General features: G+C 69.0%; 20 protein-coding genes, 5 tRNA genes, 1 rRNA gene and 2 pseudogenes. 20 read left to right on the top strand and 8 right to left on the bottom strand.

Annotated features, from left to right (window positions below):
* Positions 1-56: 56 nt before the first annotated feature.
* A complete protein-coding gene (locus FEZ32_RS01450; RefSeq protein WP_138680808.1) occupies positions 57-1,586 on the bottom strand; it encodes a dolichyl-phosphate-mannose--protein mannosyltransferase in 1,530 nt (509 codons plus the stop codon).
* A 191-nt stretch (positions 1,587-1,777) separates the two neighbouring features.
* Here FEZ32_RS01450 and rsmI point away from each other — a divergent pair, with 191 nt between their 5' ends.
* The 5 genes and pseudogenes from rsmI to FEZ32_RS01425 all read left to right on the top strand — a co-directional run.
* Positions 1,778-2,677, top strand: coding sequence for a 16S rRNA (cytidine(1402)-2'-O)-methyltransferase (rsmI, locus tag FEZ32_RS01445; protein WP_097799245.1), 900 nt, complete (start codon positions 1,778-1,780; stop codon positions 2,675-2,677).
* Positions 2,674-3,564, top strand: a complete 891-nt coding sequence (locus FEZ32_RS01440) for a TatD family hydrolase (protein WP_244937882.1) — start codon at positions 2,674-2,676, stop codon at positions 3,562-3,564. Before rsmI ends, FEZ32_RS01440 begins: the two co-directional genes overlap by 4 nt.
* Positions 3,557-4,432 (top strand): 16S rRNA (adenine(1518)-N(6)/adenine(1519)-N(6))-dimethyltransferase RsmA, encoded by an 876-nt coding sequence (rsmA, locus tag FEZ32_RS01435; RefSeq protein WP_028703665.1) that lies wholly within the window; start codon positions 3,557-3,559, stop codon positions 4,430-4,432. Before FEZ32_RS01440 ends, rsmA begins: the two co-directional genes overlap by 8 nt.
* 60 nt (positions 4,433-4,492) lie before the next feature.
* Positions 4,493-5,443: a 4-(cytidine 5'-diphospho)-2-C-methyl-D-erythritol kinase gene (locus FEZ32_RS01430; RefSeq protein WP_051238569.1), complete on the top strand. Its 951-nt coding sequence runs from the start codon at positions 4,493-4,495 to the stop codon at positions 5,441-5,443.
* Between the two features lie 3 nt (positions 5,444-5,446).
* Positions 5,447-5,929 (top strand): annotated as a pseudogene (locus FEZ32_RS01425) (MarR family winged helix-turn-helix transcriptional regulator); the annotation flags it as partial.
* 1 nt (position 5,930) lies between these two features.
* Here the strand turns inward: FEZ32_RS01425 and FEZ32_RS01420 are convergent.
* Complete coding sequence (locus FEZ32_RS01420; protein ID WP_051238570.1) at positions 5,931-6,590, bottom strand: TetR/AcrR family transcriptional regulator; 660 nt, start codon at positions 6,588-6,590, stop codon at positions 5,931-5,933.
* Positions 6,591-6,794: 204 nt separating this feature from the next.
* Between FEZ32_RS01420 and FEZ32_RS01415 the strand changes: the two genes are divergently transcribed.
* Positions 6,795-6,873, top strand: a tRNA-Gln gene (locus tag FEZ32_RS01415).
* Positions 6,874-6,965: 92 nt separating this feature from the next.
* On the opposite strand, the gene FEZ32_RS13430 is transcribed toward FEZ32_RS01415, so the two are convergent.
* Complete coding sequence (locus FEZ32_RS13430; protein WP_153810749.1) at positions 6,966-7,136, bottom strand: hypothetical protein; 171 nt, start codon at positions 7,134-7,136, stop codon at positions 6,966-6,968.
* Between the two features lie 310 nt (positions 7,137-7,446).
* Between FEZ32_RS13430 and glmU the strand changes: the two genes are divergently transcribed.
* The 12 genes and pseudogenes from glmU (at position 7,447) to FEZ32_RS01355 (ending at position 20,341) form a co-directional block, all read left to right on the top strand.
* Positions 7,447-8,871: a bifunctional UDP-N-acetylglucosamine diphosphorylase/glucosamine-1-phosphate N-acetyltransferase GlmU gene (glmU, locus tag FEZ32_RS01410; protein WP_236082209.1), complete on the top strand. Its 1,425-nt coding sequence runs from the start codon at positions 7,447-7,449 to the stop codon at positions 8,869-8,871.
* Positions 8,872-8,903: 32 nt separating this feature from the next.
* A complete protein-coding gene (locus tag FEZ32_RS01405; protein ID WP_236082210.1) occupies positions 8,904-9,836 on the top strand; it encodes a ribose-phosphate diphosphokinase in 933 nt (310 codons plus the stop codon).
* Between the two features lie 208 nt (positions 9,837-10,044).
* Positions 10,045-10,680 (top strand): 50S ribosomal protein L25/general stress protein Ctc, encoded by a 636-nt coding sequence (locus tag FEZ32_RS01400; RefSeq protein ID WP_028703669.1) that lies wholly within the window; start codon positions 10,045-10,047, stop codon positions 10,678-10,680.
* Positions 10,677-11,279 (top strand): aminoacyl-tRNA hydrolase, encoded by a 603-nt coding sequence (pth, locus tag FEZ32_RS01395; RefSeq protein ID WP_097799240.1) that lies wholly within the window; start codon positions 10,677-10,679, stop codon positions 11,277-11,279. The genes FEZ32_RS01400 and pth overlap by 4 nt, the downstream gene beginning before the upstream one ends.
* A 71-nt stretch (positions 11,280-11,350) precedes the next feature.
* Complete coding sequence (gene mfd, locus FEZ32_RS01390; RefSeq protein WP_138679718.1) at positions 11,351-15,085, top strand: transcription-repair coupling factor; 3,735 nt, start codon at positions 11,351-11,353, stop codon at positions 15,083-15,085.
* Positions 15,086-15,155: 70 nt separating this feature from the next.
* Complete coding sequence (locus FEZ32_RS01385) at positions 15,156-15,719, top strand: hypothetical protein (protein WP_138679717.1); 564 nt, start codon at positions 15,156-15,158, stop codon at positions 15,717-15,719.
* Positions 15,716-16,426: a nucleoside triphosphate pyrophosphohydrolase gene (locus FEZ32_RS01380; RefSeq protein WP_051238574.1), complete on the top strand. Its 711-nt coding sequence runs from the start codon at positions 15,716-15,718 to the stop codon at positions 16,424-16,426. The genes FEZ32_RS01385 and FEZ32_RS01380 overlap by 4 nt, the downstream gene beginning before the upstream one ends.
* Before the next feature lie 121 nt (positions 16,427-16,547).
* Entirely contained in the window at positions 16,548-17,828 is a 1,281-nt protein-coding gene (gene eno, locus FEZ32_RS01375) for a phosphopyruvate hydratase (RefSeq protein ID WP_028703672.1), read from the top strand.
* A gap of 259 nt (positions 17,829-18,087) precedes the next feature.
* The gene (locus FEZ32_RS01370) at positions 18,088-18,588 is read left to right on the top strand and encodes an FtsB family cell division protein (protein ID WP_051238572.1); all 501 of its coding nucleotides are present in this window, start codon (positions 18,088-18,090) and stop codon (positions 18,586-18,588) included.
* An 85-nt stretch (positions 18,589-18,673) separates the two neighbouring features.
* Positions 18,674-19,162: pseudogene (locus FEZ32_RS01365) on the top strand (DUF501 domain-containing protein); the annotation flags it as partial.
* 161 nt (positions 19,163-19,323) lie between these two features.
* Complete coding sequence (locus tag FEZ32_RS01360) at positions 19,324-20,265, top strand: Ppx/GppA phosphatase family protein (protein WP_097799235.1); 942 nt, start codon at positions 19,324-19,326, stop codon at positions 20,263-20,265.
* A 3-nt stretch (positions 20,266-20,268) separates the two neighbouring features.
* A tRNA-Leu gene (locus tag FEZ32_RS01355) sits at positions 20,269-20,341 on the top strand.
* A gap of 113 nt (positions 20,342-20,454) precedes the next feature.
* Here the strand turns inward: FEZ32_RS01355 and FEZ32_RS01350 are convergent.
* The 3 genes from FEZ32_RS01350 to FEZ32_RS01340 form a co-directional block, all read right to left on the bottom strand.
* Positions 20,455-20,528 (bottom strand) — tRNA-Asp (locus tag FEZ32_RS01350).
* A gap of 25 nt (positions 20,529-20,553) precedes the next feature.
* Positions 20,554-20,628, bottom strand: a tRNA-Val gene (locus FEZ32_RS01345).
* A 1-nt stretch (position 20,629) separates the two neighbouring features.
* Positions 20,630-20,702: transfer RNA gene (locus FEZ32_RS01340), tRNA-Gly, on the bottom strand.
* Positions 20,703-20,875: 173 nt separating this feature from the next.
* Here FEZ32_RS01340 and FEZ32_RS01335 point away from each other — a divergent pair.
* Positions 20,876-21,712, top strand: coding sequence for a Bax inhibitor-1/YccA family protein (locus FEZ32_RS01335; RefSeq protein WP_028703674.1), 837 nt, complete (start codon positions 20,876-20,878; stop codon positions 21,710-21,712).
* A gap of 95 nt (positions 21,713-21,807) precedes the next feature.
* Here the strand turns inward: FEZ32_RS01335 and FEZ32_RS01330 are convergent, their stop codons facing one another.
* Both FEZ32_RS01330 and FEZ32_RS01325 read right to left on the bottom strand, forming a co-directional pair.
* On the bottom strand, positions 21,808-22,437 hold the full coding sequence (locus tag FEZ32_RS01330; RefSeq protein WP_175415688.1) for an NUDIX hydrolase: 630 nt from the start codon (positions 22,435-22,437) through the stop codon (positions 21,808-21,810).
* A gap of 108 nt (positions 22,438-22,545) precedes the next feature.
* Complete coding sequence (locus FEZ32_RS01325; protein ID WP_138679716.1) at positions 22,546-23,523, bottom strand: hypothetical protein; 978 nt, start codon at positions 23,521-23,523, stop codon at positions 22,546-22,548.
* Between the two features lie 714 nt (positions 23,524-24,237).
* On the opposite strand from FEZ32_RS01325, the gene FEZ32_RS01320 reads away from it, so the two are divergent.
* A 16S ribosomal RNA gene (locus FEZ32_RS01320) occupies positions 24,238-25,765 on the top strand.
* Positions 25,766-25,801 lie beyond the last annotated feature (36 nt).

The following is a 25,801-nucleotide window of genomic DNA, read 5'->3' as shown; positions in this document are numbered from 1 at the left end:
ACCCGTCCGCAGGCGGCCCCGGACGCTCTCCCTGGGGTCCCTCAGGACTGTCCGCCTCAGATCCAGCTGCGCAGCCACATCCTCGCCAGCCAGGCCTGTCGGGTCATCAGCTGGTCGGTGAGGATCGGGTAGATGAAGGCGAAGTTGGCGGCCACCAGGGCCACCGCCGCCCCGACGATGGCGGCCCCGGTCCTGCGCCGCCGGGTGTTCTCCGCCGGGCCGAGGATCTGGCCGAGCCAGATCGCCAGGATCACCACGGTGAACGGGATGATGCAGATCGCGTAGAAGAAGAACAGCGGCCGGTCGTCGTATCGGAACCAGGGGATCCAGGTGGAGGCCATCGCCACCACCGGCAGGGTGAACCGCCAGTCCCGCCCGAAGATCCACCACACCACCCCGGCGGCCAGGGCGATCAGCGCCATCCACCACAGCAGCGGCGTGCCGACCGCCGAGATCACCCTCAGGCAGCTGTCGCCGACGGCCTGGCACCCCTGTGTTCCGGGGCTGATGTTGTTCTGGGCGTCGATCCCGATGGGTCGCTGGACGATGAGCCATCCCGAGGGGTTCGCCGAGTAGACGTGGGTCTGGTTCATCATGTACGAGCCGGTGTGGAAGTCGTAGATCTGCCGGTGGTACTCCCACAGCGCGGCCAGCGGGCGTCCCACCAGGCGCTCCACCCGGGGGTCGGGGACCGGTCCGGTCCAGCCGGCTCCGAACTGCATCCGCGGATAGACCTGCAGCCAGCGCGCCCAGCTGGCCAGGTAGACCGCCCCGGCCAGCACCACCAGCTGGATGAATGCCGGCAGCCCGTCGCGGATCAGCGACCACCAGGCCAGACGCCGTGCACCGGCCAGCCGGCGGGCCGACCAGTCCCAGCACAGCGAGATGATGCCCATCGAGGCGAGCACGAACATCGAGTTCCACTTGACGGCGATGGCGCACCCGAACATCAGTCCGGCCGCGATCCGCCACGGCCGGAACCACAGCGCCGGGCCGTACCCGCCGGCCAGGTTGGGCAGTCCGGCGGCACGCAGATGGTCGGCGAGTCGATGCCGGAACCAGTCCCGGTCGGCGGCCACCGCGGCCACCCCGGCGACCAGGAAGAAGGCCTGGAAGATGTCGAGCAGCCCGATCCGGCTCATCACGAAGGACAACCCGTCGAGGCTGAGCAGGATCCCGGCGATCGCCCCGACCAGGGTGGAGCGGGCCAGACGCCGGGCCAGTCGGATGGTCATCAGGATCATCAGGGAGCCGAAGATCACCGACATGAACCGCCACCCGAAGGAGTTCATCCCGAACATCTGCTCGCCGGCGGCGATGAGCCACTTGCCGAGCGGGGGGTGGACGACGAACTCGGCCTGGGCGTTCCAGATCGAGGTCTGGCCGGCGACGACGTCGGTATTGGCGGTCTTGGCGTCGGGCCAGGTCCCCTCGTAGCCCAGGTGGAGCATCGTCCAGGCGTCCTTGGGGTAGTAGGTCTCGTCGAAGACCAGGGTGCGGGGGAAGGACACGTTGTGCATCCGCAGCACCAGCGCCAGGGCGGTGATCACCGCGGTGACCACCCAGCTGGCGAAGCCGTCGCTCATCCGGCCGTCATCGAGCCGGTCGAGGGTCGACGAGGGGCGGCGGATCCGTGCACTCACTCTCCCCATCGTAGAGCGGAGCCCCGTCAGTTGCGGAGACCAGCGCGGAGACCAGCGCGGAGACCAGCGCACAGGGGGACCCGTGGCGCCCATGGGAGACTGGCCCCGTGAATGAGACAGGGTCGGCAGAAGGAATGGGCCGGGTGATCCTCGCGGGAACCCCGATCGGGGACCGGCGGACCGCCTCCCAGGCGTTGCTGGAGACTCTCGGCCAGGCCACACTGGTCGCCGCCGAGGACACCCGCCGCTACCACGACCTGCTGAGGCGTCTGGGGGTCACCAGCTCCGCCCGGGTGGTGAGCTTCTTCGAGGGCAATGAGGCCCATCGGCTCCCCGAGCTGCTCGAGGAGCTGCGATCGGGGCAGGACGTCGTGGTGGCCACCGATGCCGGCATGCCCTCGGTCTCCGATCCCGGCTACCGGCTGGTGAGGGCCGCGATCGACGAGGGGATCACCATCACCTCGGTGCCGGGGCCGACCGCCGTCACCACCGCTCTGGCCCTGTCGGGGCTGCCCACCGACCGGTTCTGCTTCGAGGGATTCCTGCCTCGCAAGGCCGGGGAGCGTCGCCGCGCGCTGGCCGGGCTGGCCGACGAGCCGCGCACCATCATCGTCTACGAGGCCCCGCACCGGCTGGCCGCGCTGCTGGCGGAGGCGTCTGCCCAGCTCGGGGCGGACCGGCCGGCGGCGGTGTGCCGGGAGCTCACCAAGACCTATGAGGAGGTCCGGCGCGGACCGCTGTCGGAGTTGGCCGAGTGGGCGGCGCAGGGGGTGCGCGGCGAGATCACCGTGGTGATCGGCGGCGCCACCGGCGGGGCGGTCAGCATGGAGCAGGCCACCGGGATGGTCGCCGACCAGGTCGCCCGGGGGGAGCGGATGTCCACGGCGGTCGCCCAGGTGGCCGCGCGCACCGGGGTGAGCCGCCGGGAGCTGTACGAGGCCTCCCTGGACAGCCGAGACCAGGCCGATGGAGCACCCGACGGGGCCGATGACACCGCCGACGCCGACGACACAGACGGGGAGGACAACCGGTGAGGCGCTCCCAGATCGCCGATCGGCTCGCCGCGATCGGCCTGCCGGCCCTGCCCGATCCACTGGCGGCCCCGATCGCCGACTCCCACACCCATCTGGACACCGTCTGCGAGATGGTCGGGGTGGATCCGGAGCTGTCGTTGGCCGCGGCCGCCGCGACCGGCGTCACCCGTCTGGTGGAGGTCGGCTGCGATGTCGCCGGGTCCCGGTTCGCCGAGCACCTCGCCTCCCGTCACCGGCAGGTGGTCGCCGCGGTGGCGATCCATCCCGACGAGGCCGCCGAACTGGCCGCCCGCTCGCCCGAGGCCCTGACCGATGCGATTGAGGAGATCGACCGGCTGGCCGGGTCGGGGTCCCACGTCAGGGCGGTCGGGGAGACCGGCATCGATCACCACAACACTCCCGAGGGTCCCGGCTGGGCGGTCCAGCGCGACTCCTTCGCCGCCCACATCGCCCTGGCGAAGAAGCACGGGCTCACCCTGGCGGTCCACGACAGGCAGGGTCACCGCGACATCCTGGACGTTCTCGACGCCGAGGGATGGCCCGACCGGGTCATCATGCACTGCTTCTCCGCCGGCGCCGATCACGCCCGACGCTGCCTGGAGCACGGCGCCTGGCTGTCCTTCTCCGGCACCGTGACCTTCAAATCGGCCCGTCCCCAACGCGAGGCCCTGGCGATCACCCCGCACGACCGGATCCTGGTCGAGACCGATGCTCCCTTCCTCACCGCCGACCCGCTGAGGGGGCGTCGCAACGGCCCCTACCTGGTCGCCCACACGGCACGATTCATCGGGGACCGGCTGGGTCTCGACGAACTCGACTGCTGCCGGATGCTGGACCGCAACTCCTCGGCCGCCTACGGCGGGGAGTGGGGGACCGATCATGACTGAGCAGACCAGCGGGGGCGGGCTGCTGGGCCCGCGGCAGATCCGTGAGCTGGCGGACCGCATCGGACTGCGTCCCACCAAGTCCCGCGGCCAGAACTTCGTCCATGACGCCAACACGGTGAGGCGGATCGTCTCCCTGGCGCAGACCGGCCCGACCGATCGGGTGATCGAGGTCGGACCGGGGCTGGGATCCCTCACCCTGGGGCTGCTGGAGACCGGCGCCCAGGTGGTCGCCATCGAGATCGACCCGCTGCTGGCCGCCCAGCTGCCTCTCACCGTGGCCGAACGGATGCCCCGGGCGGCCGATCGGCTCGAACTCGTCGAGTCCGACGCCCTCAAGGTCTCGACCCTGCCCGGGGAGCCGGCAACCGAGCTGGTGGCCAACCTTCCCTACAACGTCGCGGTGCCGGTCCTGCTGCACCTGCTGGCGATCGCTCCCGGCTGGCGGACCGGTCTGGTGATGGTGCAGCTGGAGGTCGCCGACCGGCTGGTGGCGGCCCCGGGGTCGCGGACCTACGGCGTTCCCAGCGCGAAACTGGCCTGGTACGGCCGGGCCGAGCGGGTGGGCACCGTCCCGCCCCGGGTGTTCTGGCCGGTCCCCAATGTGGACTCGGGCCTGGTGCGCATCACCCGGGTCGACCCGCCGGCCTGCTCGGCGACCCGCGAACAGGTCTTCACGGTGATCGACGCCGCCTTCGCCAATCGCCGCAAGATGCTGCGCTCGGCGCTGTCCTCGCTGTGCGGCCGGTCGGCAGCCGCCGCCGAGCTGCTGACGGCGGCCGAGGTCGACCCGACGGCGCGGGGGGAGTCCCTCGGGATCCAGGAGTTCGCCCGGATCGCCGAGCAACTGGTGGCCGCCGGGAGGCTCTGAGCGGCAGACATCCCATGGTCAGCCCTACGGTGTGAGTCGTTGAGTGGATAGGTTGGCCCCATGGCCAGCAACGCACGTGTCACCCCCGGGGCCCCACCAGTGATGGTGCGGGTCGCCGCGAAGGTGAACCTCGCGCTGGGAGTGGGCCCCCTCGGCGAGGACGGCTACCACCCGCTGACCACCGTCTTCGAGGCGGTCGGCATCTACGACCAGATCAGTGTCTCGGCACGCTCCGACGACGAGATCCATGTCAGCGTCGAGGGGCCGCAGGCCGATCTGGTGCCCGCCGACGAGACGAATCTGGCCCACCGGGCCGCACGGCTGATGCGCGAACGCTGGGCCGGATCGGATCTGGGCGCCGACATCCAGATCCTCAAGTCGATCCCGGTGGCCGGTGGGATGGCCGGCGGTTCGGCGGACGCGGCCGGCACCCTGCTGGCCTGCTCGGTGCTGTGGGATCTGGACACCGGCCCCGACGATCTGCTGCAGCTCGGTGCCGATCTCGGCTCCGACGTCCCCTTCGCGCTGACGGGCGGGGTGGCGCTGGGCCGTGGTCGCGGCGACCACCTGGTCCCGGTGATCTCGCGGGGCACCCACCACTGGGTGTTCGCCACAGCTGCCGAGGGGCTGTCCACCCCTCAGGTCTACCGGCACTTCGACGAGCTCGGCGGGGCCGGCGGGGAACTCATGCCGACCGCACTCATCGCGGCACTGACCAGCGGCGACATCGATGCGGTGGCGCACCGGCTGGGCAATGACCTGCAGGACGCCGCGCTGGATCTGCGGCCCGAACTGGCCGAGGTGCTGCGGGCCGGCGAGGAGGCCGGTGCGCTCGCCGGGCTGGTCTCCGGGTCGGGCCCGACGGTGGCCTTCCTGGTCCCCGACGAGGCGACCGGGCGGACCATTGCCACCGGCCTGGCGGAGTTGGACCAGGTCGAGACGACCCGGGTGGCGCGCGGGCCGGTGCCCGGGGCGCAGCTCCTGCCGGGAACCCTCCAGGCGAGGATGTGAGCCGTGGCAGACTCCGTCGACCGGATCATCGCCGCGTGGACCCGGGAGCGTCCCGACCTTCCGGTGGACCGGATGGAGGTGTGGTCCCGGGTCACCCGGCTGTCCCGGCTGCTGGACCGGGAGCGGTCCCGCGCCTTCGCCCAGCACGGTCTGGAGGTCTGGGAGTTCGACGTGCTGGCGGCGCTGCGCCGGGCCGGCAGCCCCTACCAGCTGAGCCCGGGCCAGCTGCTCGTCGAGCTGGAGGTCTCCTCGGGGGCGATGACGAACCGGATCACCCGACTGTCCCAGCGCGGACTGGTGGTGCGACGTCCCCACCCGGTGGACGGTCGCAGCGCCCTGGTGGAGCTGACGGACCAGGGCAGGGAGCTGGCCGACGGGGCTCTCGCGGCGCTGCTGGACTCCGAGGGAGGTCTGCTCCAGGAGATCGATCCGCGAGATGTCGAGCGGCTGGGCGCCGGGTTGCGGGCGGTGCTGGGCGACCAGGAGATCAGGTCGAGGGGGTCTGGTCCTCGGACCCCTGCTCGGCGCGCTGCGCGCGGGCCCGCCGGGTCGACCGGGTCAACTGGGGGGACGCCGACAACCGACCCAGCCCGTTGAAGGCCAGATCGACCAGGTGGGCGGCCATCTGCTCCTTGGCCGGCTGCCGGTTGTCGAGCCAGGCCTGACCGGCCATTCCGACCATCCCGGTGAGGGCCTGGGCGTAGATCCCGGCGTTCGCCAGGTCGTAGCCGTGCCCGGCGAAGGTGTCGCCGAGCAGCCCCTCGGCCCAGGACGCGACGTCGGACAGGATCGAGGCGTAGGAGCCCGTCGAGGTGCCCACCGAGGAGTTCCGCGAGATGATCCGGAACCCGTCGGGGTGGTCGTCGATGTAGTCCAGCAGGGCCAGCACCCCGGACTCCAGGATGGTGCGCGGGCTCTGCCGCGGGCGGGTCAGCGCCGCCAGCAGACTGGTCTGGAGGAGCTGGACCTCGCGGTCGACGACCACCGCGTAGAGGCCGTCCTTGGACCCGAAGTGCTCGTAGATCACCGGCTTGGAGACCCCGGCGGTGGAGGCGATCTCCTCGACGGAGGTGCCGTCGACGCCATTGGCCGAGAAGAGTCCGCGAGCCACCCCGATGAGCTGGTCGCGACGCTGCGCGCTGGTCATCCGCACTCTCGTCCGGCGCTGCTCGTGCGGTGCGTGGGAGGTGCCGGAGGATGACGCGGAGGCGGGGGGTGAGCCCTTTCCGGAGGACGCGGTGGCCATGCCCTGAAGATACCCGGGTGCGCCCCCGCCGGTCCTTGCCGGCCGGTCCTGCACGCGGGCACCCGCCCGATTGCCGTATCGTGGGGCGAGCTCGTGCTCGAGCGTTCCCCGGTTGGTCTGCCGGCAGGGCCCGCCTGACTTTGAATCAGGACTAGCGACACAGGTTCGACTCCTGTCCGGGGAGCTGCAGGGTCCCTCCCTTGCCCTCCACCGCCCAGCAAATGCGGTCTCCGCCGACGGACAGCGGGTCACCCGGCGGCTGGCTCTCGCCGATCACTACGGGGTGACCCCGTGGGCCGTCGACAAGTGGTCGCGGGCGGCCCGCGATCTCGGGCTGATCACCAAGGACAGGCAGGGCTCGCCGCGCAGGGCGAGGTCCCGCAGGAAGGCTCCTCCCGTCGACGGCGCGCCGTCGGGCTCAGACTCGTAGGGGCTGCGCCGGGTCACCTGCGCACCGCATAGAATCGGCACGAAGCACCGCGACCCGGCGTGTTCTGACCGGGGTCGACGCAACGGAATCGATTCGTGTCCGGGCGGCGTGGTCCCGTGTCGATCGGCTGGGTTAGGCTCGGCTGGCGCCCTCGGCACGGCTGAGAGACACTTGGCAGGACGTCCGGGGTGCAGTTGGCAGCGACCCAGGTGGCACGGACGAGCCACCGCACAGCGAGGGGTGAGTACCGTGACCACGACCAGCGATCAGTCGCAGTCGAGTGGGGTGGCAGCCGTCATCGTGCTGGCAGCCGGCGGCGGGACCCGGATGAGGTCCAAGCGGTCGAAGCTCCTCCACGAGGTCGCCGGACGCCCGATGCTGTCCTGGGCGGTCAACGCCGCCCGCGGTCTGGACCCCCAGCATCTGGTCGTGGTGGTCGGGCATCTGCGCGATCAGGTCGAGGCCCAGCTGGCCGAGGACGCCCCCGACGTCGTCACCGCCGTGCAGGCCGAGCAGAAGGGCACTGGTCACGCGGTGGCCTGCGCCCTGGACGGGCTGGGTGATCTGACCGGTGAGGTCGTCGTCACCTACGCCGACGTCCCGATGCTCAACACCCAGACCCTGCAGGACCTCGTCCAGGCCCATCGGTCGGCGCACACCCTGGCCACCGTCCTCACCGCCGAGGTGCCCGACCCGACCGGCTACGGCCGGGTGCTGCGCAACGGCGAGGAGGTTGTCGGCATCGTCGAGCACAAGGACGCCGACGACGCCCAGCGCCGCATCCGGGAGATCAACTCCGGCATCTACGTCTTCGACGCCGCGGCCCTGCGACGCGGGGTCGCGGCGCTGTCCAATGACAACGCCCAGGGCGAGTACTACCTCACCGATGTGGTCTCGATGGCCGCCTCGGGTCAGATCCACGGCGACGACCCGGCCCGGCACGGCGTCGGGGCGCACCGCACCGACGACCTGTGGCAGACCGAGGGGGTCAACGACCGCGTCCAACTGTCGCGGGTCAACGCCGAGATGAACCGGCGGATCCTCGAGAAGTGGATGCGCGCCGGGGTGACCATCGCCGACCCGACGAGCACCTGGATCCAGCCGGACGTCGACCTCGGACAGGACGTCACGATCCTCGCCGGCAGCAGTCTCAACGGCGCCACCAGCATCGGGTCGGGAGCCGTCATCGGGCCCGAGACCACCCTCACCGACTGCGAGGTCGGCCAGGACGTCGTGGTCAGGCGCACCGAGGCGACCCTGGCGGTGCTGGGGGACGGCGTGCGGGTCGGCCCCTGGGCGAACCTGCGGCCGGGCACGGTGCTCGACCAGGACACCCGGATCGGCGCCTTCGTGGAGACCAAGAACGCCCACCTGGGGGCCGGCACCTCGGTGCCGAGGCTGGTCTACGCCGGCGACGTCGTCATCGGCACCGATGTCACGGTCGGAGCCGGGGCGGTGTTCGCCAACAATGACGGCCGGACCACCAGCACCACCAGCGTCGGCGATGGCGCCTTCGTCGGCTCCAATGTCGTTGTGGTGGCTCCGGTCACCATCGCCCCGGGGGCCTTCCTGGCCGCCGGATCGGCGATCACCGAGGATGTGCCCGCCGACTCCCTGGCCATCGCCAGGCAGCGGGGCCACATCAGCACGGGCTGGGCTGCCCGGCACCGGGAGCAGATGGCTCCCCCAGCAGACTCGGACCCCAGGTCCGACACACGAAACCACATTTCCACGCCGGAGGATCATTCGTGAGCGGTGCCACACGACCCAACAACAAACACCTGATGCTCTGTTCGGGACGGGCATACCCCGAGCTCGCACAGGAGATCGCCGAGGAGCTGGGGGTCGAGCTGGTTCCCTCGCGCCAGGTCACCTACGCCAACTCAGAGATCTACGTCCAGTTCCAGGAGTCCGTGCGCGGCTGCGACGCCTTCGTCGTCCAGTCCCACTGCGCCCCGGTCAATGAGGCCATGATGGAGCAGCTCATCATGATCGACGCCCTCAAGCGTGCCTCCGCCAAGCGGATCACCGTCGTCGCCCCGTTCTACCCCTACGCCCGCCAGGACAAGAAGCACCTGGGCCGCGAGCCCATCTCGGCCCGTCTGATGGCCGACCTGTTCACCGCAGCCGGGGCCGATCGGATCATGGCGGTGGACCTGCACGCCGCGCAGATCCAGGGCTTCTTCGATGGTCCGGTCGACCACCTGTGGTCCCTGCCGGTGCTCTCGGACTACGTTCGCGACAAGTATGGTCACGAGGATGTCGTCATCGTCTCCCCGGACGCCGGCCGGGTCCGGCTGGCCGACATGTGGACCGACAAGCTGGGCTGCCAGCTGGCCATCATCCACAAGCGCCGTGACCCGAACAAGGCCAACGAGGCCACCACCCACGAGGTGGTCGGCAAGGTGAAGGGCAAGACCTGCATCCTGGTCGACGACATGATCGACACCGCGGGCACCATCTGCCAGGCCGCCAAGGCCCTCAAGGAGCACGGCGCCGCCAAGGTCATCGCCGCAGCCACCCACCCGGTGCTGTCCGGCCCGGCGGCCGACCGGATCAACGCCTCCGCGATCGAGGAGCTCATCGTCACCAACACCCTGCCGACCCCGGCCGGGGTGCACATCCCGAAGATGACGGTGCTGTGCATCGCCCCGCTCATCGCCAAGGCCATCCAGCAGGTCTTCGAGGACGGATCGGTCGCCCAGCTGTTCCGCTGAGCAGGGCCGCCGATCTCCGCAGACAGACGCCGTCGCCCCTCGGGGCGACGGCGTCCTGCTCGCCCCGGGTTTGCCGGCCGAAGTCCTGCTGAGCTAAAATCCACCACTGCTTGGCGAGGGACCGCAGGGTCCGTGATCGACTGGCCGTCCAGAGTTCTGGACTCTCCACTCGTCGAGCCCCCATCCGGTTCCGAGTAGGAGAAATCACATGGCTGACGTCATCGTCATCAAAGCCGCCAAGCGCACCGAGTTCGGCAAGGGCGCGGCCCGCCGCATCCGCCGCGAGGACCTCGTCCCCGCCGTGATGTACGGACACGGCTCCGATCCCATCCACATCACCCTGCCGGGTCACGAGACCCTGCTGGCACTGCGTTCCGAGAACCCGCTGCTGTCGATCGAGGTCGAGGGCGACGAGCCCCAGCTGGCCCTTCCGAAGGACGTCCAGCGCGACATCCTCACCGGTTTCGTCCGCCACGTCGACCTGCTGACCGTGCGTCGCGGTGAGAAGGTCACCGTCACCGTCTCGCTGCGCGTCGAGGGCGAGCCCGAGGTCGGCACGGTCGCCACCGTCGACGTCAACGAGGTCGAGGTCAACGCCGATCCGCTGAACATCCCCGAGAGCCTCGTCGTCGACGTCACCGACCTGCCGGCCGGCCACAGCATCAACCTGGGTTCCGTGCCGCTGCCCGAGGGCGTGGAGCTGGCCGCCGACCCGGAGGCCGTCGCCATCTCGATCGTGGTGCCCGCCGCCGAGCCGGAGGAGCCCGAGGCCACCGATGAGGACGCCGAGGGCGACGAGGACGCCGAGGGCGAGGCCGCCGACGCCGAGGACACCGACGAGTGACCAGAACCTGGCTGGTGGTCGGGCTGGGAAATCCCGGCCCGACCTACGCCGGAACGCGCCACAATGTCGGCGCAATGGTGGTCACCGAACTGTGCGCACGGGCCGGCGTGAGTCTCACCTCGGCCCGTGGCCAGCGGGCCGATGTGGCCCGCACCCGGATCTCCGCGGCCGGCCTGGCCGTCCCCTCGGCGCAGGCCGACCCGGTCATCCTGATGCGCAGTCGCACCTACATGAACGAGTCCGGGATCGCCGTCCGCAAGGTCGCCGACTTCTCGCACGTGCCGGTCGGGTCGGTGATCGTCATCCATGACGAGATCGACCTGGATCTGGGTCGGATCCGGGTCAAGGCGGGCGGCGGAGACAACGGCCACAACGGCCTGCGATCGATTCGCTCCCACCTGCACAGCGGCGAGTTCACCCGCGTCCGGGTCGGGGTCGGGCGGCCACCGGGCCACCAGGATCCGGCGGACTACGTGCTCAAGGGGTTTCCCTCCCGCGACAGGGACGAGATCGCGGTCCAGGTGGGGCTGGCCGCCGACGCCGTGGAGTGCCTGATGGCCGACGGCCTGGCCGTCGCGCAGAACCGCTTCAACCACTGACCCCGGGTCCCGACGTCATCCTGAGGGCGAACCGATGATGGATCCCGCGGCGGGCAACGTAGGGTGTTCGGGTGTCTCTGCCTGGCCTGGTCTCCCTGCTGTCCCATGAACCCGTCCTCGCCCGGGCGGTCCGCGACGGACTGACCGGTCACGTCCAGACCCTCGATCTCACCGCCGCGGCCCCCTCGCGACCGGCCGTCGCCGCCGTCCTGGCAGACTCCTTCGAGGGGTCGGGCCGCGGCCTCCCGATCCTCATGGTCACCAGCACCTTCCGGCAGGCCGAGGAGGTCACCGCCACCCTCGAGTCATGGCTGACTCCCGAGGAGGTCTGCTACTACCCGGCCTGGGAGATTCTCCCGCACGAGCGCCTCAGTCCGCGTTCCGACACCGTCGGCCGGCGGCTGGCGGTGCTTCGCCGACTGCTGGGCACCGGTGGCCAGCGCCCCCCGAAGGTCGTGGTGGCGCCGATCCGCGCGGTCCTCCAGCCCCAGGTGGCCGGGCTCGGCAGAATCGAACCCGTTGTGGTCAGGGTGGGGCAGGAGTACGACCTCACCCGGCTCTGTCAGGATCTGGTCGACGCCGCCTACCTGCGCGTCGACATGGTGGAGCGTCGCGGCGAGTTCGCCGTACGGGGAGGGATCCTCGACGTCTTCCCGCCCGTGCTCGACCACCCGGTGCGCATCGACTTCTTCGGCGACGAGGTGGAGGAGATCCGCTCCTTCTCGGTCGCCGACCAGCGCTCCACCGACCAGACGGTGGACCTCGTGACCGCCGCCCCGTGCCGCGAGCTCATCCTCTCCGACCAGGTGCGCGCGCGGGCCCGTGCGCTGCTGCCCGACCATCCCGAGCTGGCCGACATGCTCGAGAGGATCGGTCAGGGGCAGGCCGTGGAGGGCATGGAGGCCCTCATCCCGGCCCTGGTCGACCAGGTCGAACTGCTGCTGGACGTGCTTCCTCCCGAGTCCCTGGTACTGGCTTGCGACCCCGAACTCATTCGGACCAGGGCGGCCGAACTGGTGCGCACCTCCGAGGAGTTCCTCAACGCCGGCTGGGCCGCCGCGGCAACCGGGGGAGACGCTCCGATCGACCTGGCCGCGGTCGGCTACCGCGGCCTCGCCGAGGTCCGCCACCACGCCCTGGACCGGGGGATGTCCTGGTGGACGCTGTCCCCCTTCAGCGTCGACCTGCCCTCCTCGGACTCCGCAGAGGCATCCCAGCCCGGCGAGGACGCCGGCGAGACCTCCGCCGAGGAGCCCGTCGCGTCCTCGGCCCCCGACACCCTCGACCTCAGACTCGAGGAGGTCGACCCGTGGCACGGCGACGTCGACTCCGCGGTGTCGGCCATGTCGGGATCGCTGGCCGAGGGCTGGACCGTCGTGCTGGCCGTCGAGGGGGAGGGACTCGCCCATCGGCTGGCCGAGCTGCTCGCCGAGCACGACGTCGCCTGCCGGCTCGAGACCGACCTGCCCGGAGCGCTGACGGAGCTCGACCCCGAGGAGGTCGGTGGTGAGGACACCGGCGGTGCCGGGCGCCTTGAGGGCGAGTCCGCACAGACCGGCACCGGTGCGGCACCGGTGGTCCACATCATCCGCGCCCACCAGCACCAGGGATTCCGCTCCCCGCGGCTCAGACTGGTGGTTCACGGCACCGCCGACCTCACCGGTCAGCAGGAGACCGCCGACCGCGGCACCCGCCGGATGCCCGCCCGGCGACGCAACCAGATCCAGCCTCTGGAGCTCAAGCCGGGGGAGCTGGTCGTCCACGAGCAGCACGGGGTCGGCCGCTACGTCGAGATGATCCAGCGCTCGGTGGCCGGGGCCACCCGCGAGTACCTGGTCATCGAGTACGCCCCCGCCCGCCGGGGCCAGCCCGGCGACCGGCTCTTCGTCCCGATGGACTCCCTGGACCAGATCACCCGGTACGTCGGCTCCGACTCGCCCGCCCTGGACAAGATGGGCGGGGCGGACTGGAAGAAGCGCAAGGCCCGGGCGAAGAAGGCGGTCAGGAAGATCGCCGCCGAGCTCATCAAGCTCTACGCCGCCCGGCAGGCCACCAAGGGCCACGCCTTCGGCCCCGACAGCCCCTGGCAGCGCGATCTCGAGGACGCCTTCGCCTATGTCGAGACCCCCGACCAGCTCACCACGATCGCCGACGTCAAGCACGACATGGAACAGGTCGTCCCGATGGACCGGCTGGTCTGCGGCGATGTCGGCTACGGCAAGACCGAGATCGCGGTGCGGGCCGCCTTCAAGGCGGTCCAGGACGGCAAGCAGGTCGCCGTCTTGGTGCCCACCACACTGCTGGTCCAGCAGCACACCCAGACCTTCAGCGAGCGCTACGCCGGATTCCCGGTCAACGTCGCCTCGCTGTCGCGGTTCCAGACCGAGTCCCAGGCGCGCGAGGTCAGACAGGGGTTGGAGCGCGGCACCATCGACGTCGTGGTGGGCACCCACCGGCTGCTGTCGGACACCATGAAGTTCCAGGATCTCGGCCTGGTCATCATCGACGAGGAGCAGCGCTTCGGCGTCGAGCACAAGGAGGCCCTCAAGAAGCTGCGGGTCGACGTCGACGTGCTGTCGATGAGCGCCACCCCGATTCCGCGCACCCTGGAGATGGCGGTCACCGGGATCCGGGAGATGAGCACCATCGCCACCCCGCCCGAGGAGCGCCACCCGGTGCTCACCTTCGCCGGACCCTATGATGACGGCCAGGTGGTCGCGGCGATCCGTCGCGAGCTGGCTCGGGAGGGTCAGGTCTTCTTCATCCACAACAAGGTCTCCGACATCGAGAAGACCGCGGCCAGGCTGCGCGAGCTGGTTCCCGAGGCCCGGGTGGCGACCGCCCACGGGCAGATGCACGAGAAGCAGCTCGAGCAGATCATGCTGGACTTCTGGGAGCAGCGCGCCGACGTCTTGGTGTGCACCACCATCGTCGAGTCCGGGCTGGACATCTCCACCGCCAACACCCTGGTCGTCGACCGCGCAGACCGGATGGGACTGTCCCAGCTCCACCAGCTGCGCGGGCGGGTGGGCCGCAGCCGGGAGCGCGGCTACGCGTACTTCCTGTACCCGGCCGACAAGCCGCTCACCGAGACCGCCCACGACCGGCTGTCGACGATGGCCCAGCACACCGATCTGGGCGCCGGGATGGCGATCGCGATGAAGGACCTGGAGATCCGCGGCGCCGGAAACCTGCTGGGCGGGGAGCAGTCCGGCCACATCGCCGACGTCGGCTTCGACCTGTACATCCGGCTGGTCGGCGACGCCGTCGCCGAGTTCCGCGGCGACAAGGCCGAGGAGGAGCCGGAGATGCGCATCGAACTGCCGGTCGACGCGAACCTGCCGGTCGACTACGTGGAGTCCGAGAGGCTGCGCCTGGAGATGTACAAGCGACTCGCCGAGGTGCGCTCCGACCAGGAGGTCGACGCCATCCGCGACGAGCTGCTGGACCGCTACGGGCCCCTTCCCGAGACCGTCGAGGCGCTGCTCGGGGTGGCCAGGTTCCGGCTGCTGTGCCGGGCCCACGGCATCCGCGAGGTGGTTCCCACCGGCTCGTCGATCAGGTTCTCCCCGCTCCACCTGCCGGAGTCCCGGGCGATGCGGCTCAAGCGGCTGTACCCGGGGGCGACCGTCAAGGACGCCGCCGGCCTGGTCCTGGTGCCCAAGCCCCGCACCGCACGGGTGGGGGGTCACCCGTTGGGCGGCGCCCAGCTGCTCGACTGGGCGCGCACGGTGGTCACCGAGGTGCTCTCGACCCCGCAGCCGGCGAGGGCCCCGGAGCAGGCCCGTCCGGCGGTGGTCGGCTGAGGGGTCGTAGGATCGCAGCCGGGCGGTTCGCCGCCCTGGCCACGCCAGGTACCAGTCAGGAGCTCCCACGATGACGACGACGTCCTCTTCCCAGTCCACCAGCACCCGCGGACGCCGGCCCCGGAACCGCCGGGTGCTGGGCGCACTGGCGGCCGGGGTCGTGGCACTGACCGGTCTGACCGGCTGCCTGCCCTCCTCGGGGATGGCCGTCCAGGTCGGCGATCAGCGGGTCTCGATGGACACCTTCGAGAACGACGTCGAGGCATGCTCGGCACTGGCCAACTCCCAGACGATGAGCCCCCGGCAGGTGATCGCCACCACCGTGACCCAGGCCGCGGTGGGGGAGGAGCTGCTGGCCCGGTCCGGACGCACCCTCACCACCTCCCAGCGCGACGCCCTCATGCACTCCAACAATCTGACGGCCCTCAACGCCAGTCCGACCTGCCGCCAGCTCGGACTCCGCCTGACCTCCCTGTACGCCGTGGTCCAGGGGTCCGACGCCGACACCCTGAGACGCCAGGTCCACTCCCTCGACGTCCAGGTCAATCCGCGGCTGGGCGGATGGTATCCCGACCAGCTGCTGGTGGCCGGCAGCTCCTCGCTGTCGAGCCTGTGGGCCGGTTCCCGGGCATGAGCGAACGTCCCAGGGCCGATCTGGAGGAACTGGTCGACCTGGTGGCGGTACTGCGCGACCGCTGCCCCTGGGACGCACGGCAGACCCCCCGCAGCCTGGTCACCTACCTCATCGAGGAGACCGGGGAGGTGGTCGACGCGGTGGAGGTCGGCACCGATGAGGACCTCGTCGAGGAGCTCGGCGATCTCCTCCTCCAGGTCGTCCTGCACGCCCGGATCGCCGAGCAGCAGGGCCGTTTCGACATCAGGGACGTCGCCGGCGGCATCGTCACCAAGCTGCGCCGGCGCCACCCCCAGTTCTTCCCCGACGGGATCACCCTGTCGCCCACCCCGGTCGGCCCGCCGCCCGACGACCTGGACCGCAGCTGGGAGGCGCGCAAGGCCGTCGAGAAGGGGCGCCACTCCAGCCTGGACGGGATCGCCGAGTCGCTGTCGGCGCTGGCCAGGGCGGTCAAGGTGATCGCCCGGGTGCGCAAGCACCGGGTCGCGGTGGACCTGCCGACAGAGGCCCTCACCGCTGAGCAGGTCGGCGACCAGATCCTGGCCCTGGCGGCCAGGGCGCAGGCCCACGGGATCGACGCCGACCAGGCCACCCGGGAGGCGGTCCGCCGACTGGAGGAGCGGGTCCGGGGCGTCGAGCACCCCGCGGGGGACCGGGCGGAGAACTCGGCCCAGGATCTGGCCGAGGACCTCCGCCGGCTCGGCTGAGCCCGTACGGTTGTGCAGCGACGCCGGCGGGGGGAACTGGAGATGCGACCACCCGGGCGTGTCCTAGGTGACCTCGGTTAGGCTGGGGGCCGAAAGTCCATCCATCGTGAAAGGTTGGCCCATGGCAACCATCGAATTCATCGACGCACGCCAGATTCTCGACTCCCGCGGCAATCCCACCGTTGAGGTTGAGGTTGTTCTCGACGACGGCACCGAGGCCCGGGCGGCTGTTCCCTCCGGCGCTTCCACCGGCGCCTTCGAGGCCGTCGAGCTGCGTGACGGGGATGAGTCTCAGTTCGGCGGGAAGGGCGTCCTCAAGGCTGTTGAGAACGTCACCGAGAAGCTCGCCGAGGAGGTGCTCGGCTACGACGCCTCCGAGCAGCGTGCCATCGATGCGGCCATGATCGAGCTCGACGGCACCGACAACAAGGCCAAGCTCGGCGCCAACGCCATTCTCGGCGTCTCGCTGGCCGCCGCCCGCGCCGCTGCCGCCTCGGCAGATCTGCCGCTCTACCAGTACCTGGGTGGACCCAACGCCCACCTGCTGCCCGTGCCGATGATGAACATCCTGAACGGCGGGGCCCACGCGGACTCCGACGTCGACATCCAGGAGTTCATGATCGCCCCGATCGGTGCAGGCTCCTTCTCCGAGGCCTACCAGATCGGCGCGAACGTCTACCACGCCCTCAAGAAGGTCCTCAAGGACAAGGGCCTCAGCACCGGCCTCGGTGACGAGGGCGGCTTCGCCCCCGACCTGCCGAGCAATGCCGCTGCCCTGGACCTCATCGAGGACGCCATCAAGGCGGCCGGCTACGAGCCCGGAAAGGACGTCGGCCTGGCTCTGGACGTCGCCTCCTCCGAGTTCTACGAGGACGGCAAGTACCGCTACGAGGGCGAGCTGCGCTCCTCCGCCGAGATGATCGAGTACTACGAGAAGCTCATCTCGAACTACCCGCTGGTCTCCATCGAGGATCCGCTCGACGAGGAGGACTGGGACGGCTGGCAGGCCTTCACCGCCCGCTTCGGCGACCGCATCCAGATCGTCGGCGACGACCTGTTCGTCACCAACCCGAAGCGGCTCCAGAAGGGCATCGACCTCAAGGCCGCCAACGCCCTGCTGGTCAAGGTCAACCAGATCGGCTCCCTGTCGGAGACCATCGACGCCGTCGAGCTGGCTCACCGCAACGGCTTCCGCTGCATGATGTCGCACCGTTCGGGTGAGACCGAGGACACCACGATCGCCGATCTCGCCGTCGCCCTGAGCACCGGCCAGATCAAGTCGGGAGCCCCGGCCCGTGGCGAGCGGATCGCCAAGTACAACCAGCTGCTGCGCATCGAGGAGGAGCTCGAGGACCAGGCGGTCTACGCCGGGGCCTCCGCCTTCCCGCGCTTCAAGGCCTGAGTCATCCTCAGCTGAACCCGCAGAGCGGCTCACCGCGAGTCGACACGGCCCCGGATCCCATCGGATCCGGGGCCGTGTCGGTCCTGCAGCCGGCCGTCGCGGTGAGCCATCATGGACGGTGATGGCCAGCTCACCGAGAACACCTGCATCCCGTCCGCACGGCGGCCCGCCCCGCTCTGCCCGGGGTCACTCGCCGTCGCGCTCCAATCCGCGTCCCGACCGCAGGCCCCGAGTCCGGCAGGGGCCGGCCGGACGCGATGTGTCCCGCCGTGAGGTCTCCCGCACCGACGGCGCCGGGACCGGACGGCGTGAGGGGACCGGCGCCCAGCCCTCGGGCCAGCGCGGACTGGGCAGACTGGGACTGACCTCCCGAGCCTTCATCCTGGCGGCAGCGGTCGTCCTGGTCTTCGTGATGATCACCCCCAGCCTCGGCGTCTACTTCAAGCAGCGCTCCCAGCTGGCAGATCTCACCGCCCAGCAGGCCCAGCAGACCCGGACCATCGCACAGCTGCAGGACGAGCTCAAGCGCTGGGACGACCCCGACTACGTGCGCACCCAGGCGCGCAGCCAGCTCGGCTGGGTGGTGCCCGGCGAGACCGGCTACCGGGTGATCGGCAAGAACGGCAAGGTGCTGGGTGCGGGCGCGGAGCTGGACGCCTCCGGTGACACCACTGGGCCGGCTCAGACGAGTCAGTGGTGGCAGAAGATGGTCGGCAGCGTGCGAACGGCCGACTCCCCGGCCAGGACCACCGGCCGGTGATCCCGGCCAGCTCGCCGACCGCACCGGTCGGGACGGGCGGACCCGGCGACTTGTCCGTCTCCCGGGGCGGCGCAAGGATGTCCCGGTGACTCGCATCGAACCCTTCACCGATCAGGACCGCTCAGCGGTGGCCGACCAGCTCGGACGCGAACCACGGGCAGTGGTCGGGGTGGCGTGGCGGTGCAGCTGCGGACGTCCGGGAGTGATCGCGACCCTACCGAGACTGCCCGGCGGCTCCCCCTTCCCGACCACCTACTACCTCACCTGCCCGGCGCTGGCTTCCCGGATCGGAACCATTGAGGCCTCCGGGGAGATGGCCCGGATGGCGGCACGACTGGGCACCGATCCCGCACTGGCCGAGTCCTACCGCCGGGCCCACCTGGCCTACTTGGCGGACCGCGCCCACTTCGCCGAGCAGGCCGGTCTGGCGCCGGTGCCCGAGATCGAGGGCATCTCGGCCGGCGGGATGCCGACCCGGGTGAAGTGCCTGCACGCCCTGGCAGCACACGCGCTGGCGGTCGGTCCCGGCGTCAACCCCTTCGGGGACGAGGTGGTGGCGATCCTCGCACCGTTCCTGGAACGGCACCGTGCGGCCACTGCCGACACCCACGACACGTCCGCAACCCCGACAGCCGAGGACCCAGGAGCTGAGAACGCCGGAGCCGAGAAAACCGGGGCCGAGAACCCCGCGTCGACGAGGACCGGAGCTGCGCAGAGCACAGACGAGGAGATCCGATGAGCACCCCACGCACCGTGGCCGCGATCGACTGCGGGACGAACTCGATCCGCCTGCTGGTGGCCTCCGGCGGGCCGCAGGGACAGCTGGTCGAGCACGACCGCAGGCTCGAGCTGGTCCGGCTGGGGGAGGGCGTCGACGCCACCGGTGCATTCAGCCCGGCGGCCCTGGACCGCACCTTCGAGGCGTGCGACAAGTACGCCGGGATCATTGCCGAGCATCACTGCGACGCCGTCCGATTCGTGGCCACCTCGGCCGCCAGGGACGTCTCAAACCGGGATGCCTTCGCCGCCGGCGTCCGCTCCCGGCTGGGGGTCGACCCGGAGGTGGTGCCGGGCACCGAGGAGGCCGCGCTGTCCTTCGCCGGCGCCATGTCGGGGGTGCCGGTCAGTGCCGAGCCGGTGCTGGTGGTCGACTGCGGGGGAGGATCGACCGAGCTGGTGCTCGGCCACCGCGATGCGGCCGGGGCCCATGTCATCGACGCCGCCGAGAGCCTCGACGTCGGTTCGGTCCGGTTGCGAGAGCGCTTCCTGCACGGCGACCCGCCCACCGCCGCGCAGATCGACGAGGCCCGCGAGCTGGTCCGGACCCTGCTCGACGGCGCCCCGGTGGACCCGTCGGTGGCGGGCACCACGATCGGGGTGGCCGGAACGGTCACCAGCCTGTCGGCGATCCATCAGGGGCTCAAGGTCTACGACCGGGCCAGGGTGCACCGTTCGCGGCTGAGTCGTGGCGACCTCCACCTGCTGGCGACACGGCTGCTCGGCGCCACCGTCGACCAGGCCGAGGCGATGGGTCCGCTCAAGCGTCGACGGGCCGAGGTGATCTGCGCAGGGGCCCTCATCATGGACGAGATCGGCTCCAGGATGGGCAGTGAGGAGATCATCGTCTCCGAGACCGATATCCTCGACGGCATCGTCCGTCGGCTGCTGGCCGACTGACCGGCCCTCGTAGCCCAACGGTAGAGGCAGGCGGCTTAAACCCGCTGAAGTGCGGGTTCGAATCCCGCCGGGGGCACCCATCCAAGGTTCTCAGGACCGGGACGGGCACGCCGTCTGGCGGCCGCGAAGCAGAACACCGGACCTGCAGAGTGCAGATCCGGTGTTCGTGATGTCGCCCGATATCATCGGCGACCCCGATGGGACTTGAACCCACGACCTCCGCCGTGACAGGGCGGCGCGCTAACCAACTGCGCTACGGGGCCTCGAGATCGCAGGGATGCGATCCCGTGGTGGGCGATGCCAGGTTTGAACTGGCGACCTCTTCCGTGTCAGGGAAGCGCGCTACCGCTGCGCCAACCGCCCGAGCGGACGACGGGACTCGAACCCGCGACCCTCACCTTGGCAAGGTGATGCTCTACCAACTGAGCCACGTCCGCATGTCTCCGATCGATCGCACGACCGGCAACGGAGAAGAAGACTAGGGGAGTCGGGCCGACTGCGCAAGTCGGTGGACCAATGGTCCGGGGTGTCCCTGAGTCATCCCTGAGCGGCCGAGAACCTTGTCGATGCTCGATACAGTGGGAAACACGTGACAAACAGGAGGTACACGATGGGAAATCCCGTCTTCGCCCGGGCTGAGGCGTTCCAGCCCCATCAGCAGGCCTGGCAGCCCCAGCAGGGTTACCCGCAGGGCTCGCCGCAGTGGGGAGCAGCACCGGCCGGTCCCGGTCACGACCCCTACGCCGCGCAGAACGCCCCGGCTGAACCGGTGATGACCTTCGACGACGTGGTCGCCAAGACCGGGGTGGTGCTTCTCACGATCTTCGCGATCGGCGTCCTCACCTTCATGGCTGTCGGCGACAATCTCGCCCTCACCGGCGGGGCCGTCATGCTGTCGGCCCTGGTCGGCTTCGTGACGGTGCTCATCGTCAGCACCCGGGCCAAGGTGCCGGTCGCCGGTGTGATCGCCTACGCGGTCATCGAGGGAGTCTTCCTGGGGGCCTTCTCGAAGCTGTTCGAGAGCATGTATCCGGGCATCGTCGTCCAGGCGGTGCTGGGCACCTTCTGCGCCGCCGGAGTGACCCTTGCGGCCTACAAGTTCTTCAACATCCGGGTGACCTCGCGGTTCCGTCGTGTCGTGACCATCGCGACCATCGGGTTCGCGGTTGCGATGCTCCTCAACTTCGTCGCGGTGTTCTTCCTGCCCGCCGGACTGGGGCTGCGCACGATCGGGGCCGGCGCCGGATGGCTGTCGATCCTCTGCTCGGCGATCGGCGTGGTGCTCGCGGCGATGAACCTGGTGATGGACTTCGACATGGCCGAACAGGGAGTGCGCAACCGCGCCCCGGCCAATGAGTCCTGGCGGGCGGCCTTCGGCGTCGCCGTGACGATGGTGTGGCTGTACACCGAGATCTTGCGGATCCTCAGCTACTTCAGAAGCAACTAGCGTCAGCAGTCCCGGACGGCGACTGCGGGTCGCTGTCGAGACTGCGAGAAGCGGGCCCGGAGGCAACTCCGGGCCCGCTTCTGCATGCAGGTGGATCAGCTGGACGGCACGTCGTGGAGGTGGTGCTCCAGACAGGATCTGGTGGCCGCCCCCCACGGCAGCCGGCGCCACCGCCAGATCGGGATCCACCGTGATCGCTTGGTGGTGCCGCCTACGTCCAGAACCACTGGTTCGGTCGGCTCCTGGCTGGTGGCGCTGTAGATGATCCGCAGTGCGTGGAAGTCCTCCAGGGCGCCGGAGGGGGCCCGGCCGATCCAGTGGTCGGACTGCAGGTCGATGATCCGGTTGAGGCGCATCGTCTGCCCGGACTCCTCCATCACCTCACGGGTGACGGCCTGCGCCGGTGACTCGCCGTGCTCGATGCCACCGCCGGGCAGCGCCCACAGGCCGGGCACGGCGGTGAGCACGGAGCACTCGGTGCCCAGTAGTCCGAGGCTGGAGCGCACCACGGCGTAGGCGGCCAGACGCTGGTACGGGCGAATCGACTCACCGGGACGGTGGTCCTTCGCCAGGTCGGGGACGCCGGAGCGAACCTTCGGTGGTCGGGAACGCGACGTCCTGGCGGCCACCCTCACGGTGAGGGTGATCTCCTGATCGGTCAGATCGGCGGACAGATACTCCTTGGCAACCAGGCCCCGGCGCCAGAGCTCCTGGTGGGGGTTCATCCCGTGGGGCACCCGAAATGCGAAGGACCTGCCGCTTCCGGGCACTCCAATCGCAAGGATCAACACACTTTCATTGAACCACCGGTGGCTAACGGGCCGAAGACAGGCTCACCGGACCTGCTGGGTGATGTCCTTGCCGGCCATGTCGGTGACAATGGTCTGGCCGTCCAGGTTGAAGTGGATCGTCGGCTGAGGTCGCCCGTCCGACATGTCGATCGTGAAGGACAGCGCAGACTTGTCGGTCGTCTTGTTGAGGGTGACCGGGATCTGGTTCATGAGACCGGCCAGCACGGCCGGGGAGACATCGCTCGGACTGAAGACGGAGGCACCGGTGTCGCCGCGCCGCTCCATCGCCCAGGCCGGAAGCGAGGCGGGACGGGTGCGGCGCAGCACGATCCCGTCGGTTCCGGTCCGGGTGTCGACAATCAGGCCCTTGCCCGGCTGGTAGCTGATCGACAGCACCTGGGTGGAGGTGTCCACCGCGTCGCGCAGAGCCTCGGCCATCCCCTGAGTGGTGGTGAAGTCGACGGTTGCGATGAAGCTGCCGTCGGGACGGAAGAATGCCGGTGCGGTCTCCGGTCGGGTGGAGACCGATATCAGGACCACGCCCTGGTTGTACTCGAGGATCTGGAGTTCCTGGTTCCTCCGCGACCCCACGGCGCGACCCGCGGTCTCGAGGATCTGTGAGATCCGGTCCAGCGCGAAGTCGTCGGGGGAGAAGGGCCGGGAGACGGTCTGGGCGCTCTGGGCAGGGCTGGATGTGATCCGGCCCGCCTGCCAGGTCCAGATCTGGGCGGTGGCGCCGCTGCGGGTGGTGACGTTGACCTGGCGCGAGGTGACATCGACCTTCGTCACCGGGGCACCGCCGGCGGCCTCGACCAGCTCATTGACGATGAGCCGGGTGGCGGACCCCTGGAAGGGGGAGGCCGAGGCGGAGACAGTGCTGGAGGGAGACATCGAGGGGCGAGTGGTCTGCGGATTCTCAAGGGTCCCCGGTTGACACCCGGCCGCCAGGAGGCAGCCGGACAGCAGCACCACCAGCACACGGGGCCAGCGGAGCGGCGGTCTGGGCGCGGGGACAGTCACAGTCAAGAGTCTAGGAGTTCGGCGCAGTGCTGGCGCATCACCGTGGGCGCCATGGAGAGCGCTCCGGAGGGGGGCCGGTTCGGGCCAGGAGTCGTCACCGTCAGGTGGGCAAGCAGCGAGCCTCGAGAGGGGAGACGCAACACCGAGGGTGTGCCGAATGGAGGAGGCCGTGAGGTCGGTACTGGGACCTTTTGGAGCCCGACTTGCACCCAGGCCCAGACAGGTGCATAGTTACTCCTCGGCCCGGTGCTTCGGGGTTTCGATCTGATGACAAGTCGGAGACAAGCCTTGACGGGGGATCCGAAAGGGTCTAAACTAAGCTGAGGCCTCCGCGAGAGCGGGAGCCGAAAGATCGACAAGATCATCTCTCCTGTGAGGGAAGATCAACTCGAGAGGGAGTCGGATTTGACACCGGCCCTCAATCGAGTAAAGTAGAGCAGGTGCCCCAAGCGGCCATGTGATGTGGTGGTGCGGGTCGTGTGTGATGTTTGAGAACTCAACAGTGTGTCATATGTTTAGTCAATAAAGATGTTTTGTTGATGCACAACTTGTGTTGTGTGTCGGATTTATTGATTCCTTTGATTGATTTCGATTGATCATCTGATTTTTTGTCAGTTGGTTTGTCGGGGTCAGTGTTTTGGATTCTTTGATGGTGTCGCCTGTACTGTGGTCCGCCGGCCTTTGGGGTTGGTGGGGTGCGGTGGTGATATTTTTTCATTGGAGAGTTTGATCCTGGCTCAGGACGAACGCTGGCGGCGTGCTTAACACATGCAAGTCGAACGGTAAGGCCCTTTCGGGGGTACACGAGTGGCGAACGGGTGAGTAACACGTGAGTAACCTGCCCATCACTTCGGGATAACGCTAGGAAACTGGTGCTAATACCGGATATGAGCTCTCATCGCATGGTGGGGGTTGGAAAGTTCTGGCGGTGGTGGATGGACTCGCGTCCTATCAGCTTGTTGGTGAGGTTGTGGCTCACCAAGGCGTCGACGGGTAGCCGGCCTGAGAGGGTGACCGGCCACATTGGGACTGAGATACGGCCCAGACTCCTACGGGAGGCAGCAGTGGGGAATATTGCACAATGGGCGCAAGCCTGATGCAGCAACGCCGCGTGCGGGATGACGGCCTTCGGGTTGTAAACCGCTTTCACCAGGGACGAAGTGCCTTTCGGGGTGTGACGGTACCTGGAGAAGAAGCACCGGCTAACTACGTGCCAGCAGCCGCGGTGATACGTAGGGTGCGAGCGTTGTCCGGATTTATTGGGCGTAAAGAGCTCGTAGGTGGTTGATCACGTCGGAAGTGAAAACTTGGGGCTTAACCCTGGGCGTGCTTTCGATACGGGTTGACTTGAGGAAGGTAGGGGAGAATGGAATTCCTGGTGGAGCGGTGGAATGCGCAGATATCAGGAGGAACACCAGTGGCGAAGGCGGTTCTCTGGACCTTTCCTGACGCTGAGGAGCGAAAGCGTGGGGAGCAAACAGGCTTAGATACCCTGGTAGTCCACGCTGTAAACGGTGGGTACTAGGTGTGGGGTCCATTCCACGGATTCCGTGCCGTAGCTAACGCATTAAGTACCCCGCCTGGGGAGTACGGCCGCAAGGCTAAAACTCAAAGGAATTGACGGGGCCCCGCACAAGCGGCGGAGCATGCGGATTAATTCGATGCAACGCGAAGAACCTTACCTGGGTTTGACATGGATTGGTAACGGTCAGAGATGGCCGCCCCCCTTGTGGGCCGATTCACAGGTGGTGCATGGCTGTCGTCAGCTCGTGTCGTGAGATGTTGGGTTAAGTCCCGCAACGAGCGCAACCCTCGTCCACTGTTGCCAGCAATTCGGTTGGGGACTCAGTGGAGACCGCCGGGGTCAACTCGGAGGAAGGTGGGGATGACGTCAAGTCATCATGCCCCTTATGTCCAGGGCTTCACGCATGCTACAATGGCTGGTACAAAGAGTTGCGACACTGTGAGGTGGAGCGAATCTCAAAAAGCCAGTCTCAGTTCGGATTGGGGTCTGCAACTCGACCCCATGAAGTCGGAGTCGCTAGTAATCGCAGATCAGCAACGCTGCGGTGAATACGTTCCCGGGGCTTGTACACACCGCCCGTCAAGTCATGAAAGTCGGTAACACCCGAAGCCGGTGGCCCAACCTTTTGGGGGGGAGCCGTCGAAGGTGGGACTGGTAATTAGGACTAAGTCGTAACAAGGTAGCCGTACCGGAAGGTGCGGCTGGATCACCTCCTTTCTAAGGAGCTGTGACTGTGTGGGTCGTCGTTGTGGC

It is taken from the genome of Acidipropionibacterium jensenii (assembly GCF_005890135.1).
Lineage (GTDB): Bacteria > Actinomycetota > Actinomycetes > Propionibacteriales > Propionibacteriaceae > Acidipropionibacterium > Acidipropionibacterium jensenii.
The sequence above is the reverse complement of the archived record's forward strand: the minus strand, read 5'-3'. Positions and strand labels throughout refer to the sequence as shown.

Bases quoted from the DNA above. Each gene is read 5' to 3' on its own strand.
- FEZ32_RS01430 (WP_051238569.1), top strand. From the start codon at position 4,493: ATGGCCAGCAACGCACGTGTCACCCCCGGGGCCCCACCAGTGATGGTG.
- rsmI (WP_097799245.1), top strand. From the start codon at position 1,778: ATGGGCCGGGTGATCCTCGCGGGAACCCCGATCGGGGACCGGCGGACC.
- FEZ32_RS01360 (WP_097799235.1), top strand. From the start codon at position 19,324: ATGAGCACCCCACGCACCGTGGCCGCGATCGACTGCGGGACGAACTCG.
- eno (WP_028703672.1), top strand. From the start codon at position 16,548: ATGGCAACCATCGAATTCATCGACGCACGCCAGATTCTCGACTCCCGC.
- FEZ32_RS01400 (WP_028703669.1), top strand. From the start codon at position 10,045: ATGGCTGACGTCATCGTCATCAAAGCCGCCAAGCGCACCGAGTTCGGC.
- glmU (WP_236082209.1), top strand. From the start codon at position 7,447: ATGAGGTCCAAGCGGTCGAAGCTCCTCCACGAGGTCGCCGGACGCCCG.
- FEZ32_RS01420 (WP_051238570.1), bottom strand. From the start codon at position 6,590: ATGACCAGCGCGCAGCGTCGCGACCAGCTCATCGGGGTGGCTCGCGGA.
- FEZ32_RS01335 (WP_028703674.1), top strand. From the start codon at position 20,876: ATGGGAAATCCCGTCTTCGCCCGGGCTGAGGCGTTCCAGCCCCATCAG.
- FEZ32_RS01330 (WP_175415688.1), bottom strand. From the start codon at position 22,437: ATGAACCCCCACCAGGAGCTCTGGCGCCGGGGCCTGGTTGCCAAGGAG.
- rsmA (WP_028703665.1), top strand. From the start codon at position 3,557: ATGACTGAGCAGACCAGCGGGGGCGGGCTGCTGGGCCCGCGGCAGATC.
- FEZ32_RS01380 (WP_051238574.1), top strand. From the start codon at position 15,716: ATGAGCGAACGTCCCAGGGCCGATCTGGAGGAACTGGTCGACCTGGTG.
- FEZ32_RS01405 (WP_236082210.1), top strand. From the start codon at position 8,904: ATGCTCTGTTCGGGACGGGCATACCCCGAGCTCGCACAGGAGATCGCC.
- FEZ32_RS01450 (WP_138680808.1), bottom strand. From the start codon at position 1,586: ATGAGCGACGGCTTCGCCAGCTGGGTGGTCACCGCGGTGATCACCGCC.
- FEZ32_RS01385 (WP_138679717.1), top strand. From the start codon at position 15,156: ATGACGACGACGTCCTCTTCCCAGTCCACCAGCACCCGCGGACGCCGG.